Origin of the sequence: Novosphingobium sp. AAP93, assembly GCF_001296055.1 — a bacterium.
Lineage (GTDB): Bacteria > Pseudomonadota > Alphaproteobacteria > Sphingomonadales > Sphingomonadaceae > Novosphingobium.
The window spans coordinates 62,654-79,327 of sequence record NZ_LJHZ01000019.1; the positions used below are offsets into that span (position 1 = coordinate 62,654).

At 63.3% G+C, this 16,674-nt stretch carries 8 protein-coding genes and 1 other annotated feature; of the genes, 6 read left to right on the forward strand and 2 right to left on the reverse strand.

The window, feature by feature from the left end:
- Nucleotides 1-111 precede the first annotated feature (111 nt).
- Complete coding sequence (locus IP83_RS04185; RefSeq protein ID WP_054120954.1) at nucleotides 112-1,263, forward strand: site-specific integrase; 1,152 nt, start codon at nucleotides 112-114, stop codon at nucleotides 1,261-1,263.
- Between the two features lie 356 nt (nucleotides 1,264-1,619).
- On the forward strand, nucleotides 1,620-1,898 hold the full coding sequence (locus IP83_RS19835) for a hypothetical protein (protein ID WP_156309571.1): 279 nt from the start codon (nucleotides 1,620-1,622) through the stop codon (nucleotides 1,896-1,898).
- 29 nt (nucleotides 1,899-1,927) lie between these two features.
- Here IP83_RS19835 and IP83_RS19840 read toward each other — a convergent pair whose 3' ends face one another.
- Complete coding sequence (locus IP83_RS19840; RefSeq protein ID WP_156309572.1) at nucleotides 1,928-2,098, reverse strand: hypothetical protein; 171 nt, start codon at nucleotides 2,096-2,098, stop codon at nucleotides 1,928-1,930.
- Nucleotides 2,099-2,648: 550 nt separating this feature from the next.
- Between IP83_RS19840 and IP83_RS04195 the strand changes: the two genes are divergently transcribed.
- The 3 genes from IP83_RS04195 (at nucleotide 2,649) to IP83_RS04205 (ending at nucleotide 14,358) form a co-directional block, all read left to right on the forward strand.
- Entirely contained in the window at nucleotides 2,649-4,355 is a 1,707-nt protein-coding gene (locus IP83_RS04195) for a ShlB/FhaC/HecB family hemolysin secretion/activation protein (protein WP_054120956.1), read from the forward strand.
- Nucleotides 4,355-11,287, forward strand: coding sequence for a hypothetical protein (locus IP83_RS04200; protein ID WP_054120957.1), 6,933 nt, complete (start codon nucleotides 4,355-4,357; stop codon nucleotides 11,285-11,287). The genes IP83_RS04195 and IP83_RS04200 overlap by 1 nt, the downstream gene beginning before the upstream one ends.
- 170 nt (nucleotides 11,288-11,457) lie before the next feature.
- Nucleotides 11,458-14,358, forward strand: coding sequence for a CHAT domain-containing protein (locus IP83_RS04205; protein ID WP_054120958.1), 2,901 nt, complete (start codon nucleotides 11,458-11,460; stop codon nucleotides 14,356-14,358).
- A gap of 119 nt (nucleotides 14,359-14,477) precedes the next feature.
- Here IP83_RS04205 and IP83_RS04210 read toward each other — a convergent pair.
- A protein-coding gene (locus IP83_RS04210) for an IS3 family transposase (RefSeq protein ID WP_156309574.1) occupies nucleotides 14,478-15,706 on the reverse strand; the annotation gives its coding sequence in 2 pieces (ribosomal slippage) (nucleotides 14,478-15,418 and nucleotides 15,418-15,706; 1,230 coding nt in all).
- Nucleotides 15,309-15,425: a sequence feature (AL1L pseudoknot), on the reverse strand. Its footprint overlaps the gene before it by 117 nt.
- A 740-nt stretch (nucleotides 15,707-16,446) precedes the next feature.
- On the opposite strand from IP83_RS04210, the gene IP83_RS04220 reads away from it, so the two are divergent.
- Entirely contained in the window at nucleotides 16,447-16,671 is a 225-nt protein-coding gene (locus IP83_RS04220; RefSeq protein ID WP_231624896.1) for a hypothetical protein, read from the forward strand.
- The last annotated feature ends 3 nt before the right edge of the window (nucleotides 16,672-16,674 follow it).

The window sequence follows — 16,674 nt, forward strand, 5'->3', positions numbered from 1 at the left end:
CAGAATTGCTGCGGTTTTTGCACATTGCTCATCCTCGTTGTTCCATCTATGTTCCAATCAAGCCGGGGCAGAGTGTGGGGTCAAGTGTGGGGGTCTTTCGGAGCCAGACCGATGGGAAACCTTTCTGCATTGAAGATCAAAAGTCTTAAGGAGCCCGGACGCTATTCCGACGGCGAAGGCCTGATTCTTGATCTTAAGGGCCCTGGCCGCGGACATTGGGTGGTGCGTGTGCAATATGCCGGTAAGCGCCGTGATATCGGGCTGGGATCGCTTGATAGTCTTGGCTTGGCAGATGCTCGTGCTGCAGCAGGCGAGATTCGGCGGCAAGCAAGGAGCGGGATCGATCCACTGGCCAAACGGCGACGCGAAAAGGTCGTCGTTCCGACATTCGAGGATGCAGCTAAAGCAGTCCATGCTGAGCATCAGGCAGCTTGGAAGAATGGCAAGCATCAGGCGCAGTGGATCAACACGCTGGAGACTTACGCATTTCCCAAACTCGGCTCACAACTTGTCAGTGAGATTGAAGGTCCTGCAATTCGCGATGTGCTCGCCCCGATCTGGCTCGCCAAACCCGAAACCGCGCGCAGGGTCCGCCAGCGGATCGGGGCAGTGCTCGATTGGTCTTACGCTAAAGGCTATCGGGCAAGCGAGGCGCCCATGCGATCACTTTCGCGCGGGCTTCCGCGCCAGCCTCGCAAGGATGGCCATTTTGCAGCCATGCCGTTCAGTGATTTGCCGGCATTTCTCCTTCGTCTTCGCCAGCGATCATCGGTGACCAGGCTGGCCCTTGAATTCCTGATTCTTACAGCTGCTCGTTCAGGCGAAGTGCGTGGGGCGCGCTGGTCAGAGATTGATCAGGCAGAGAAGATTTGGCGCATTCCTGCCGAACGGATGAAAGCTGGCAAGGAGCATCGCGTTCCCCTGTCCGATGCGGCGTTTGATGTGCTGAAGCGCGTGGCACGCTTCAAATCAGATTTTAGTGACCTGATCTTTCCGGGACAGAAGCCTAAGAAGCCGCTTTCAGATATGACACTGCTGAAGGTGTTGCAGGTGATGGAGGTACCCGTCACCGTCCATGGCTTCCGATCTACCTTTCGAGACTGGTGCGCCGAGGAGACGCAATATGCTGGTGAAGTAGCTGAAGTTGCTTTGGCTCACACCATTCCAAACAAGGTTGAAGCCGCCTATCGGCGCACAGACTTTTTCGAGAAGCGCAAGATGATGATGGCCGAGTGGGCTAAGTATTGTTTTGATTGTGTCTAATAGATTTAAATGAGCGCCCTAGAGGAAGAACCGAAATAGTCTGCGCAAGGAGTGGAAAAATTTCAATCTCTGATCTCCACTGAACATTTCGGCGGCGAGGATAATGCTGCCATCGCTCGCGGCTGTCGGCTTCAATGACATAAAGGCTCTGCAAGCGGTTTGGCCCAGTCAGGCGAGAAGCATGGAAAGGGCATGGGCGATGGAGACCTAATCATTCGGAAATCCACTTAATCGGGGAAAGAAGCAGCTTGGACGGCGGGACGGGCGGGCTCTATCGAGGATTGTGAAGTTCACTTGCCTCGCGCGTCGCGCGAGGTCGGGAGCCGTGGGATCGGGATGCGAAAAGGGTGGTCAGAATGAGTGATGTGCAGATCGAGTTCGATGTACCTGCCACTATGCGCGACGGCTTGCACGAACCAGACTGTGCCGAAGTAGTTGACCTTGGTCATCTTGAGGAGATGCGCTTCGTCGATTTGCGCAATTGGCACGCGGTTGTCCGCTTGATCTCTTCCATTGGCTGGAGCAGCAGCGGCCCCGAGATGCTCATCCCCGCATTGTTGACCACTGCGGACAATGCATCGCTTCCAAGCGACGCTGCGACTTGGCCCGCGGCGGCCGCGACACGACTATACTGATAGGGATGTAAGTTACTTCCTTCGGGTATTCATGGTCTTGTTCGGCGCTTGATGGCCAGTACCCTATCCAGTGCAATGGCGACGCCGTAGGGCACTTTCAAAGCCTTCAAGTGTGCCTTCCCGCAGGTAATCTCCGCCTTTTCTTCGTCGCGCAGATTGTTGGCACTGCCCTTGCTCTCGGTTACGAGATAGACCTTCACCTCATCCTGATCTTACCGAGCGCCGACCCAGTCCGGGTTCTACGGACCCAGCGGTTTCTTGATCTTGAAGGCTGAGCGCGTTGCCAGAGCACACGCACAGCGATCGGTCATCGAGCATGTCTTTGCCGGGCAGAAGCATAGTATGGGCATCGTAGCCCCTTCCTCTCAAGAGTTGGGACTCCGGCAATCCCGAGTCGGTTAATGGGTCTTTGTCTGGGGTGGCGCGAGCGGGTTGTTTGATCCGGCGGCAAGATCAGGTCTCTTGGCCCAACCTTGCTGTTTTGACCCTCAGTCAAGCATCGGAACCAAAATGATTATAATTTGGCAATATCGGTTTAAAATGCATATTTTATAATAATTTAGAGTGGTACCAAATGTATTTGACTGGGTAATCTAGCGCTAATTAATTAAGCGGTAGTTTTAGCAGCGAGGTCGCTACAAGCGCAGTATTCTCAGACGAGGGCCCGCAATGAGCGAGGGGGCGAGCATTGACAAGCCTGTGGCATTGATAAATTTGCCGCGCTTGTTGCCTTTATGTCTTGCTGGGGCCGTGTTTTCCTACCAGCTTTTCTTTCCTGTTGCTGCCCTTGCCCAAGTCAGCATACCCGTCACGTCTGGCCCGAGCCGGGATGAACTCGGCGGGATCACCAGCGTACCTGCGCCAGAGGCGCCGCGCCTCACGATTTCGGGCGGGATCGAACGATCGGGATGTCCGCTCGCTGATCCGCAGTTTGCCAAGATCACTACCACCCTGACTGCGGTGACGTTCAACGGGCTGAAAGGCGTGAGCGCCGCTGAATTGGAAGCGGCATGGAAGCCGCTGGCAGGAACGCCGCAGCCCATTTCGGTGCTTTGCGAAATTCGCGACGCTGCGGCAACGATTATGCGTGCCAAGGGATATCTCGCGGCGGTGCAGGTTCCCGTCCAGCGGATCGAGAACGGTCGGGTCCGCATGGAAGTGCTCTATGCCCGGATCACAGCGATCCGGGCGCGCGGGGAAACACGCGGCGCCGAACGCAAGCTCATGGGCTATCTCGGCCGGCTGACGCGGGATGACGTGTTCAATCGAACCAATGCCGAGCGCTATCTGCTGCTTGCGCGGGATCTGCCCGGCTACAATGTGCAACTCACCTTGCGCCCCGCTGGAACTGCACCGGGTGACCTCATCGGTGAAGTTACCGTTTTGAGACAACCTGTTGTGGCGGACTTCTCAGTCCAGAACCTCTCGTCGGCGGCGACGGGGCGGTGGGGCGGGCAATTGCGCGTGCAAGCGTTCGGGCTGACCGGCGAGGGCGATGCGACGACGCTTTCGTACTATTCGACATCGGACTTTCGCGAGCAGCGCATCCTGCAGGTGAGCCACGAGTTTCGGCCCGGAAACGAGGGGCTGCTCCTCGGCGCCTCGTTCACGTATGCCTGGACGCGGCCTGATCTGGGACAGGCCGGAGGGGGGGCGGTGCTCGACGCGCGGACCCTCCTGGCCAGCCTTTATGCGCGCTATCCCTTGGTCCGTTCGCAGGCCAGCGACGTCTGGATCGGCGGCGGATTCGAGCTCCTGAACCAGACGGCAAACCTGATCGTCCCGCTCAGCCGCGATCATCTGCGCGTGTTCTGGGCGCGTCTCGATTTCGACAAGGTCGATCTTTCGCGCCCGCAGCCGGGCTGGCGCCTTGGCGGTTCGCTCGAACTGCGGCAGGGCGTCAATGGCCTCGGTGCGAGCCCGTCCTGCATCGGCACCGCGTGCAACGGGCGCGTGCCGACCAGCCGGTTTGACGCATCGCCAGCCGCCACCGTGCTGCGCGGCGAGGTCGAATACGAGCGCGCGCTGGGCCGCTTCTCGCTCGCCATTCATCCACGTGGCCAATACGCCTTCCGCAAGGTCTTCGGCTTCGAGGCGTTTGCGCCGGGCAACTACACCGTGGGGCGCGGCTATGATCCGGGCACGATTACCGGTGACAGCGGCGTGGGCGTGGCGACCGAGTTGCGCGGGCCGCATTTCGCGATCGAGCATGGCCGTGGCCCGCTGGTGCAACCCTTCGCCTTTGCTGATGCGGCATGGACGTGGGATCGCGGCGTGGCCAAGGCGCAGCGTCTGACATCGGTCGGCGGCGGCTTCCGGGCCGATCTGGGCAGCCGGTTCCGTCTCGACGCGAGCCTTGCCGTGCCACTTGACCATGCCGGACCGAGCTGGCGTAAGCCCGCGCCGCGGCTGCTCATATCGCTGACGACCCGCCTCTTGCCCTGGGGAGGCCGCTGATGCGCACCGCTCCTGCTCGCAGCCTTCCATCGCGCATCGCGCTTGCGGCCGTGCTGGCGGGCCTTCCGGGCGTCGTTCAGGCCCAGTCCTTCAATGCCACGGGCACGGTTGTCGCGGGCGGTGCGATCATTTCGACCGCGCCGGGGAGGACGACGGTCGGTACGACGGCGGCCAACGTGGTCATCGACTGGTCGCCCAATGACACGGCTGTTGGTGGCGGACCGATCGATTTCCAATCGGCCGGCACCAATGCGCTGTTCTTCAATCAGAATACGACAAGCGTCACGGTTCTGAACCGGATCATCCCGAACGACATCAGCCGCCCGATCACGTTCAATGGCACCGTCACTTCCCAGCTTGTCGATCTGGCTACGGGTGCGGTCAGCCGTGGAGGCACGCTGTTCTTCTACAGCCCCGGCGGCATTCTCGTGTCCTCGACCGGGGTATTCAACGTCGGCAATCTGGTCCTATCCACATCGGACCTGACCTATGATACCGCCACCGGTGTGTTCGGAAATGGCAGTACTTACAATTTCCTGCCGGCCAATCCTGGCAGTTCGGTGCAATTGCAGAGCGGGGCAAAGATCAATGCCCAGCCGCCCTCGTCCGATGCATTTGTCGCCCTCATCGCGCCCAAGGTAACCAATTCCGGCACGATCAACGTCGATGGCTCGGCGGCCATCGTCGCCGCCGATGCCTCGACGATCACGTTCCGGCCAAGCGGTTTGTTCGATATCCAGATCGACGAGGGCACGAACGCGGCGGGCGAAGTGGTGACCAACGATGGCACCATCACCGGCATCGCCGGTACGGCAGAGGTGGCACACCGTGTCTACATGGTCGCCGTGCCCAAGAACGACGCCATCATCATGGCGATCAAGGGGGGCAGCAAGCTCGGCTTTGACGTCGCAGCGGCGGCTGACGTCGTTGGCAACGCGATCGTGCTCTCGGCCGGGTATGACGTCTCGAACGGCGACATCGTCGCGACAGTTTCACCCGCAGGCGGGGATTCGCCTGTCACGCTCTCGATCGGAGCGGTCACGGCAATGTCGCAAGTCTCGGGACGGGCCACCGGGCAGGCCTCGCTCGTCGTCCAAGGCGGGACCTCGGGAAGTTTTGCCTCGAACGTGATCCTCGAAGGCATCCAGGACCCGGCCGCAGCGACAACGGACGCTGCATTCGTGAGCGTGGCGGGCGTCAACTCGACCCTCGACGTCAACGGCGACTTAACCGTGCGCTCGCTCGATGCTGGCGTTGTCTTTGGCAATGGTCCAAGCGACAGCACGCCTGCGCGCGTGATTGCCAATGGCGGCAGCTTGGCCGTCGGTGGGAGCCTCAACATCGATGCCAGCCGTTCCGGCTTTGGCGGCCTGGTGGCAACCGGCGGCGAGGCGGCGCTCATTGCGGATGGCGGCGCCAAGGTTACGATCGGGCGCGATCTCGCGGTGACGGGCACTGCGACGGGTGAGGGGGTTTCATCCGATTCCTTCTTGGCAACATCGGGCGCGGCCATTGGCGGATTGGCGCATCTCTCCGTCGGGGGAGGCGCGTCGGTTGGCGTGACGGGCAACCTGTCGGTCGAAGCCTTCGGACAGGGCGGCACGGTCAGTTCGGGTGGGTTCGGTGGCGGAAATGGCACCGGGGGGACCGCACAGGTCGAAGGGCTGACGGGTGGCGGCACGATCACCGTCGGCGGGACGCTGGGTGTCTACGCCGATGCTACGGGCGCGGATGGCAATTTCTGCTCGGCCTGCACGGTGGAGGGTGGCAACGGGACCGGCGGCAGCGCTGGCATCGACCTGACCTCTGGCCTCAATCTGACCGCTGGCGGCGACATCACGGTCGACGCGGTCGGCGTTGGTGGCAATGCGGCGACCAGTTCGGGCAAGGATGGCGGGGCTGGACATGGCGGCACCGCGTTTGTGCGTTCGAGTGGTGGCAGCTTGACATCAAACGCGGCGCTTTCGGTCCTCGCCGATGGCGTGGGCGGTAGAGGTGCGATCAATAACATTGCCGCTTCGAGTCCGACCGGGTCCGGCGGCGTGGGTGGCACGGGCACGGGAGGCAGCGCAAACCTTGCGGCGGGAGATTCAGCCACGCTCGGCGCTGGTGGTACGATTTCTGTCACCGGTTCCACCATTATTGCTGCAACCGGCATAGGCGGTGCTGGCGGGATTGGCGGAGTAGGAGAAGGTGGCACGGCATCGCTGACGGCCCGGAATGGCACCATTGGCGGCGCCGGCTTAACCGTCCGTGCCTATGGCGATGGCGGTGCAGGTAGCAATGGTGGGAATGGCGGCACAGGCAAAGGCGGTGACGCCGATGTTATTGCCTCCAGCGCGATCGAAGGTGATGGCCGCGTTATGTTCGGTAGCACCTGGCTGATAGCGCGCGGCACTGGCGGTGCCGGCGGTGCCGCGCAATTGTTTGCGGGTTCGGGCGGCGCAGGAGGCATTGGCATCGGCGGTCAGGCCCGTGCGCTGGCCGAGGCGGGCAATGGCACACTGACCCTCGCCGGAACTCAGCTTAATGCCAATGGCAGCGGCGGTGCGGGTGGCCTCGGCGGCTATGGGCTCAGCACAGGTACAGGCGGCACTGGCGGTGCGGGTGGCGACGGCATCGGCGGTACAGCAGCCATTGGTATTGTCGCTGGGGTGGTGACCGGCGCGCCCGCGAGCGGGTCAGCAAATTTCGGCGGAACAACAGTCATCGCAAGCGGGTTTGGTGGCAGCGGTGGTGCAGGGGGTCTGGGTACTCTAGCCAGAGCTGGCGGTCTCGGAGGCAGCGCAGCGGGAGGCAGCGCAGCGGGAGGCGGCGCATCCCTGCTAGTTCAGGGCGGGCCTGTCACGTTTGGTGCTGGTGCGACCATTCAGACAGATGCGACCGGAGGAACCGGTGGCATCCAGCCCGGGCCGTACCCGATGGGTACTGGCGGCGCGGCGTCGGTCGGCGGTGGCGCGGGAGGCGCGCAGCTTGTGGTCGCTGATGGCACCCTCAGCGCCACATCGCTGAATTTCAGTGCGGCAGCGACTGGGGGCATGGGCGGCACGACGGGCACTGCCACGGTGCTCGATCAGCCGCTGAGCTTCCTGCAATCGGGTGGGGCTATCAACGCTGTAAGTCTCGATTTCACGTCGGCCGGCACGGCGGCAAGCGGCGCGCTGCCATCGGTAATTGCGCTGGGCGGCGGTGACACGACGGTGACCGGCGATTTCAACTTCGTCATCCCCGGCACGCTCTCGGCAACGCTCGACCGGGCGAACATCCGCAGCGTCAATGCGCTGATCTCGGCGGCGGACTGGCTCCCTGGCGCGGCGCCTGTCGGCGCTCCCGGCACGCTCTTCGGCAGTGGCTCGGTCGCGCTCCTGACTGGCGGCGATCTGTTTGGGCACCTTTCCGCAGATAGCGGTTCGGCGTTGACGCTGAGCGCACCGGGGCTTGTGAGACTCGACAACCTGACGTCAGCGGGCAGCGTCTTCGTCACGGCGGGGACGACCGTTTCACTCGGCAATATTCTGGCGGGCGGCGCGATTTCCGTCGATGCACCGGGCAATGTGTCGGTCGGCGCGTCGACGGCGACGGATGCCGTTTCGCTGAATTCCGGCGCTGCGCTGAATAATGGAGCCGTTTCGGCTGGACAGTCGGTGCGCCTTGACGGTGCGACCAGCGTGACGGCGAGCGGGCCGGTCGATGCTGGTGACAGTGTGCTCATCGTCTCGGACGGGGCGATCAGTGCAGGCGCCGTTTCCGCTGGGCTGATCAGCCCCTCTGCGCTGTCCAGTGCGACCTATGGGATAAAGGTGTTCGGCAAGGGCACGGTGACCATCGGGGACCTCGCCGCTGCGCACGATATCGTACTGCTCTCGCCGGTGGCGATAACTTCCGGCGCGGTGACAGGGCGCGAGATCGCGGTGCTGGCAGGCGGGGCCCAATCGATCGCATCGATCAGTGCCCCGGGCCGGGTGCTTCTGGCCGATTATGCCATGAGCGGGATCGGCGGCGATGCGCTTGGCGCCTACAACCTCGATGCGGTGCTGACGGCCGCCCCGCAGGCCGCCTCCGGGCCGATTACCGTGACAGGCTCGTCAGGAGTCGGCGCGATCACCGCGCATTCGCTGGGCAACGTAACATTCGGCGATGTGACGACAACCCGCACGCTGACGGCCAGTGGTGCGGTCGACCTGCGGTCCGCCGCTGCACTCAAGGCGGGCATAGTTGTCGCCGATGCAAGGATCTATCTCATTGCGGGCACGACGCTCGACCTGACGTCAGCGAGCGCCGGAGATTTCCTCAACCTGAGCGCGGATGGCGTGCTGACGGCGGGCAATCTTTCTGGCGCGACGGGCGTCAGCGTCAACGGTCTGGCCGCAGTGACGACCGGAAAGGTTCAAGCTGCGAACGGAAGCGCGCTGTTTACGGCGGCGGGGGATCTTGTCGCAGGCTCGATCACCGCTTCGGGGCAGGTGACGCTGACCAGCACGGGCGGCGGGGTGAAGGCGGATGCGCAGACATCAGTTGGCGGAGCGATTTCTGCGACCTCGAAGGGGGCGATGGACATCGTCTCGGCGAACGGCGGTGACGTCGTCACGCTCAGCAGCGGTGGCGTTTTGAAGGCAGGTGACCTTGCCGGAACGAACGGGGTCGATGTGACGGGCCTCGGTGCGGTCACCACTGGTCTGGTCGGATCGAGCGGCGGCAACGTGGCGGTCAATGCGGCGGGCAATCTTTCGTCGGGCGCGGTTTCTGGGCACGGTTCGGTTCTCCTCGCCAGCGGCGGGGGGACGCTTGCGGCGGGTGATGTGGCGGCGACTAGCGGCACCGTGACGCTCAGTTCCAAGGGTGCGGGCGCGGCCGGCAAGGTCACGGCGGCGGGCGGGATCACACTCAGCAGCGCGGATCTTGGCCTGACTTCGGCGAGCAGCACGACGGGCGACGTTTCGATTACGGCGACTGGGAACCTCGTGTCGGGCGATCTCACCGCGACCGGCGGGCGGCTGCTCGTTTCGGCAGGCGGTTCGGCGGCGCTCGGCAATCTTTCGGCGGGCGTCGCGGTTTCGGTCACGACGCCCAGCGACATCACACTCGGCACGGTTTCTGCGGTTGATAGCATCACGGTTGATGCGGGTGGCCTGCTCTCTGCCGGGGCGATGACAGCCGGGCAGGCGATCCGGCTCACCGGCACGTCACAGCTCACCTTGTCGGGGGATGTGCAGTCGGGCGATTCTGTATTGCTCGTCTCGGACGGCGCGATCACCGGCAACGGGGTATCAGCTGGGCTCGTCAGCCCATCGGCGCTTTCCTCTGCGACCTATGACATCACAGTTCTCGGCAAGGGCGGGATTGGACTGGGTGATCTTGGCGCGCTGCATGATGTTGCGCTGCTCACCCCGCTCACGCTGTCGTCCGGGAAGATCACCGCGCGCGACGCTGTCCTGCTGGCGGGTGGCAATCAAACGATCTTCGGACTTGCTGCCAGCGGGCGAGTGTTGCTCGCTGACTACGCGACGGCGAGTTTCGGCGGCGATCCTCTCGGAACCTATGACTTCAACGCAGTCTTCGCCGGAGCGCCGGTGGCAGGGGGTGGATCGCTCCTCATTCAGACGGCGAGCGTAGTAGGTTCGCTGCGTGCGACGGCAACGGGCAACATCACCGTATCCGGCGCGATTTCAGGCGGAACGTTCACGGCGACGGTTGGCGGTGATGCTAGGCTGAATGCCGTCACCGCTTCGCGCAGCATCCTTGTCGATGCGGGCGGAACCGCATGGCTGAGTGGACTATGGCGCTCCCCGCTGATCACGCTCACCGCGAACGATCTCGATATGCCCGTGGGAAGCGGCCTCAATGCTGGTCTGTCCGGGAGCATTGCGATAAATTCCCGCAATTCTGCCGGAATGCGCATCGGCGACGGGCTCGACGGCAGCGTCGTGCCTGCCAGTGGCTTCTCGATCGACAACGCCGAATGGAGCCGGATCAACAGCGGCTCGCTCGGCGTGTTCGGCACTGACAATGCAGGTGCTGTCGATATCGTGATCGGGAAGCTCGATGTGACCGGGCCTGATGCGGGCAGCACGATCGATGATCCTGCCGGGACTGTCAGCTTCAGGACAAGCGAGACGCCGACCGGCGGGCCGAGCGGAGCCATCCGCGTCGTCGGTGCGCTGAAAGCCACCGGGTTCCGCTCGACCAATGCGCTGGTCTTTGCGACGGAGCAGTTCCAGCTCGCCTCGGATACCGGAAGCATCGCCGTACAGGGCAAGGGCGGTGCGCTGACTGGATCGCTCCGGATCGATGCACGTGACATCCATGTGGCGGCGTCGCCCCTCCTTGCCCGGCTTTCTGCCGATCCCTTCTTCGGGGGCGTTGAACCTGCGCTTGATCAGGTGAGCGCTGGCGGCAGCGGGCCAGTTCTCGCTGCCGGTGCCCTCGAATTCACCGTCGGACGCAGCTTTTATATCCAGCGCAGCGGCAATGGACTTGACCCGCTTGGCTTCGAGGAACCGCTTGGCGCGATCAAGGTTCGCGCGGCAGGGGCGAGCCCAGTCGTGGTAATCATCAATGGCACGCTGCGGACCGCGACCGGTCTGGTCAGCGGAGCGGAAGCCTGGCGGCAATTCAAGGCGAGCGGGGCAGATCTTTCGGGCTTCAGCGCAGACAGCCGACTTAATAGTTGCCTGCTGAGCGAAGTGGTTTGCGCGCTTAACGTTCCTAATCCGCTTATGCCCTCGGTCATTAACGGGGTTGACGGGCCGAGGCTCGACGTCAGCCCGGATGATCCGGAGAAGCGGGCACCGAAGGCCCGGAGTGCGATTCAGCCGCCGCAGATTGTCCTGCCGGTGCAGCCCAACGTTCTGACGGGACAAGTTGAAGAGCCGATCGCGGGTAGCGGCAATCCGGCTCTGATCGGCGAGATGCAGGAAGGGGCGCGGCCATGAGGCGGGTGACCTGCACGTGCGCGGTTCTTGGCGTACTTGTGGCCGGCGTTGCTGCCCCGCCGCTGATGGCGAAGTCAGTGCCCTTTTCGGTGCGCAGCAGTTTCCGTTTGGGATCAGCAGGGGTTGTCTGCACCGCACAAGTCTCGCCGCATGATCCGAGGCTCACGGGCATGTTCGATCGCGCCTACACGCTGACATGCCGTGATGCAGCTGGACCTGTTGGCACACTCATCGCTGTGCGTCATGCGCTGCCTATCGATGCCTCGCCTGAGCCGGGGATTCCAGCGGCGGCTGGGGCGACGCGGGTCTGCGGCGCGGTCGGTCGTGTGGAGATAGACGCTCTGGGCGACGCTCAGGCGATCATCTGCCGAGATCCGGCGAGCGGGCTCGATTACCGGCGCTATGGCTTAACGCGCGGGGACACGAGCTACCGTGTCGAGGGCCTGTCCGCCTATGACGCGGCGCTGCGCCTTGCCCTGGCGAGCGTCGTGCTCGATCGTACAGTGGACGGCGAGATCAAGGTTGCAACGACCGAACTGACCGACTCCGCGGCATTCGCACGCCTTCAGGCTGGGCTGCTCGATCCGCGCGGAGTGCGCGGTGAGGGCTATCTGCGCAACAATGGCAACAGCTTTGCCGAATCCGCCGCGTTCTTCGAAGTGCTTGCGGAGAAGGCGCGCGGCGAGAAGGGCGAGCAGGCGGCCATTGCCGAAGCCCTCGCCAACGAGGGCTTGCAGCAATCCAATCTCGGCAATTTCGATGCGGCGGCACGGCTGTTCCGCGAAAGCGAGCGCGCGGCGCTGGAGGGTGACGGCGTTGCGCAGCGTTTGCTGCGCAACTACCGCGCACTCGATCAACTCAACCAGCGCAGCCCGGTTGGCGCAGCAGCCGAACTGGCCAAGCCCGTCGATCCGGTCAACGCGGTGTTCGATGCTGGGGCGCTTGCGGCTGGCGAGATCAGCTATTCGCTGGCCGAGGCGATTAACCGCGAGAGCAGCGCGACCCGCCAGATGGGTGCTGCCGATCCGTCACTGACCCGGGCTGAAAAGGCGGAGGTCCTCGATGGACAGGCGGAAGCCATCGCCGCAACGGCGGCGCACGTGGCTGGACGCATGGATGAGGCTGTGAAAGGTTTCAAGCATGCGCGGCAGCGGCTCTCGCTCATACGCAATGGTGCGGTTGGCTCGATAGTTTGGCTCAATGCTGAAATAGATATCGAACTCGCAAAGATCGCAGCAGCATCCGGCCACATCGCGGAAGGCAAGGCGGGGTTTGATCGGGCCATCGGCGCGCTGGATGCTGCTTATCCCGCCTCGCCTTCTGTGCTTTTGGCCAAAGCGCGCAAGGCTGCCTTCTTGCTGGCTGTGGGCGAGAAGGAGCCTGCTCGTGCGATGTTTGCCGCAGTGGTCGATGCCAGTGCATCGATTCCCGACAGTGGCACAACGCTGCGCGATCTGCTCACACCCTATTTTGGGCTGCTTGCGGGCGAGGGGAGCGATCCCGCCGCTAGCGCGACTGCCGCCTTTGCTGCAGCGCAAGTGCTGGAACGCCCCGGCGTTGCGCAGACGCAGGCGATCCTTGCTCGCCAGCTCGCCGAAGGCAATGACGACGCGGCCGCGCTGTTCCGGCTTTCGCTAGTGCGCAGCCGCGATATTGCCCGCGCTGAGGGTGAGGTCGCGCGGCTAGGCTCGCTCGGTACGGCGACTTCTTCCGAGACCGCAGAGCTGGCTGGTCAGCAGGAGACACTCGCTGCACTGCGCCGGGAGCAGACCGAAATCCTCGCCAAGCTGGCCGCCTATCCACGCTACACTGCGCTGGCTCCCAAGCGCGTTACCCTCGCGGAAATGCAGGCCGCGCTGAAGCCAGGCGAGGCCTATTACAAGCTCGTGGTGGTCGGTCAGGATCTCTACGGCCTCTATGCGACCTCCGGATCTGCCCGCCTGTTCACTGTGCCTCTGACACGCGGCAATCTTGCGCGCGAGGTCCAGAAGATCCGCAACAGCATCGTCACCGTCGAGAATGGCAAGGCCGTCAACCGGCCCTTCGATCTCGATCGCTCGCGCGCGCTTTACAAGGCGCTGTTTGGCCCCGTTGCGACAGACCTCGGCGCGGTGCGCCATCTGGTGTTCGAACCGGACGCGGCCATGCTGCAATTGCCGCCTGCGGTTCTCGTGACCGAGGATGCCGGGATCACGGCCTACAAGGCGCGGACGGTGGACATCGATGCCGATGCCTTCGATTTTACCGGAATCGCCTGGTTCGGTCGCGGGCGCGCGATTTCCATCGCGGTCAGTCCGCGGGCCTTCCTTGATCTCAGGGCGCTGGCCCCGTCCAGCGCACCGCGTCCCTATCTCGGCCTCGGCAACAACGCCGTGCCGCAGCAGCGGCCCGTGACGGCGGTTGCGGATAGCTGTGACTGGCCGCTTGCCGTCTGGCAGCGTCCGGTCAAGCCCGACGAACTGCTGTTTGCCGCCAAGACACTGGGCGGCACCAGCGTGGTGAAGACGGGGACCAGCTTCACCGATAACGGTCTCCTCGCCGATCCCTCGCTCGACAAGTACCGGGTCCTGCATTTCGCCACCCACGGGCTTGTATCGGCACCGCGCAAGGATTGTCCGGCGCGGCCGGCGCTGGTGACAAGCTTCGGCGCGAAGGATTCGGATGGGCTCTTGACCTTCCGCGAGATCTTCGACCTTAAGCTCGATGCCGATCTCGTGATCCTCTCCGCCTGCGATACGGCGGGGATGGCCACCGTCGCGGCGAGCCGCGAGGCAGGGGTCACCACGGGCGGCAACTATGCCCTCGACGGCCTTGTTCGTGCCTTCACAGGTGCGGGTGCCCGTGCCGTGATCGCCAGCCACTGGCCCGTTCCGGACGACTACAACGCGACGCGGCGGCTCATTGGCGGTCTCATTGCCGGCAAGCCCGGGCAATCGGTCGGCGATGCGCTGGCCAGTGCGGAGACCGCGCTCATGGACGATCCGCAGACCTCGCACCCGTTCTACTGGGCTGCCTTTGTCGTGGTCGGAGATGCCGCAAAGCCGGCTGTTGCTGCCGCCCTGCCGCGCTGACGCTTGTTCCGGGCATAAGGTCGGCAGGGACTCGACCTATTACCTTCGCTGATGCACGATGAGGTTTGTGTAGATTGATCTGAACCGCCCCGGGATTGCCGGAGGCCATTCGGATTAAATTATGCTGCCATGGGCGTGTCGTCCAGCATGGCGTAGTAGCGTTCCTCGGCTTCGGCGGGCGGGATATTGCCGATCGGCGCGAGTAATCGCCGGTTGTTGAACCAGTCCACCCATTCGAGCGTGGCGTATTCCACGGCTTCAAATGATCGCCAAGGGCCTCGACGGTGGATGACCTCGGCCTTATAAAGACCTTTGATCGTCTCGGCCAAGGCGTTGTCATAGCTGTCGCCGACGCTGCCCATCGATGGTTCAATCCCGGCCTCGGCAAGGCGCTCGGTATACTTGATCGACACGTATTGGGTGCCGCGGTCGCTGTGGTGGATCAGGCCACCACGATGAACGGGCTGCCGATCATGGATCGCCTGCTCCAAGGCATCGAGCACGAAGCTGGCATGCGCAGTCCTGCTCACCCGCCAGCCCACGATATAGCGGGCGTAGACATCGATCACGAAGGCCACGTAGACGAACCCCGGCCAGGTCGCGACATAGGTGAAGTCCGACACCCACAGCATGTTCGGCGCCGGTGCGTGGAATTGCCGGTTTACCTGATCGAGCGGACACGGCGCTGCCTTGTCGTTGATCGTCGTCTTCACTGGCTTGCCCCGGATTACACCCTGCAGGCCCAACTCGCGCATCAGCCGCTCGACCGTGCAACGGGCAATGTCGAAACCCTTGCGCTGCATCTGCCGCCACACCTTGCGCACGCCGTAGACCTTGAAGTTGGCGTCGAACACGCGCCGAACCTCTGGCTTCATAGCCTCGTCACGCTGGGCACGTGATGACAGGCGCGACGGATCGCGGCGCTGTGCTACGCGCTCGTGGTAGGTGGATGGGGCGATCGGCAATACCCGGCAGATCGGCTCGACCCCATACTCACTCCGATGCTCATCAATGAAGCTGGTCATCGCTTGAACGGGCGGTCGAGCTCCGCCTGGGCAAAATACGCGGAAGCCTTGCGCAGGATCTCATTGGCCTGCCGCAGCTCGCGGTTCTCGCGCTCCAGCGCCTTCAGCCGTTCGGCCAACTCGGCGGGCACGCCAGCACGCTTCCCGCTGTTGACCTCGGCCTTCTTCACCCACTCCAGCAGCGTGTGCCCCGAGCAGCCGATCATGGCGGCTATGGATGTGATCGCGGCCCAGCGGGATGGGTGCTCGCCCTCTTGGTCCAGCACCAAGCGAACAGCCCGTTCACGAACCTCAGGGGCAAACTTGTTCGTCGTCTTGCTCATCGTAGACCCTTCCTCTCAGGAGTTAGGGCCTCCGGCAATCCCGGGGCGGTTCAGTATGTCGCGACGAGATCGTCGCCGACAAGGTCGATTTCCTCACCAGGGGCCGCACCGCCTCCGGCGAAAGCGCCCCCCGACATCGACGAAGACTGAGGAGCTCATTCCCTCTCGAACAAGGCCCCGGCAGAGCGATCTGCCGGGGCCTTCTTTGTGCTTGAACCGCACTCGGCGACGCGGGGGCATCGAGCCCCACGCTCCGCCGCGAAAGGTGCTCCGATAGTCTAGCTTACGTACGGGCAGGCCAGCGCCTAAGGGCGACCCCAGATCCCACCGGTCCTGCTTTCCAGATCCCGATTTTCAGACCGTGTTCGCGCCTCGAACCACCACTCTGGATGGGGTAAGGTAAGCACACCGTACCCGGGTGCCCGGTGTGCTGAAGTTGGCGGATTTGCTTGCGTTCCCAGAAGCTTCCGGCTCTGCGCTCGGCTGATGTCAGATGATGCCAGCCCTTGATCTGCAGGTCCTCGCTCTTCCTGGTTTGCTAAGTTGCTGAGAAATCGTTCTATATTTGTTCTTTCCAATTCCCAGCGCTGGCAGTATCGTAACGTCTCGTCCTGGAGGGGTTCCCGGCCGAGGGTGGCGGCCAGCATGAGCTGGAACCCATGCGCTTTGCGCTTCAATGCTACGTCGATGAGCGCCTCCATGAGGCTGTAAAAGCAGCCGCAGCCGCTTCCCATATGAGCATGAGCCAGTGGCTCAAGCTGGCCGTGATCGAGAAGATCGAGGGTCATGATGAGGCCGCCTATCGCGACCAGTTGATGGGCCATATGCTGTTTGCGACAGCGGCTGCCGAAGGCCTGCTGCTTGCTCAGGCAGACAAGGGTATCCGCACCCGGGTCCACACTGCTCACGGCAAGCGCCTGAACGAGTACCGCGAGCGGGTTGCCCGCGCCAGAAGGGAAGACTGAGCC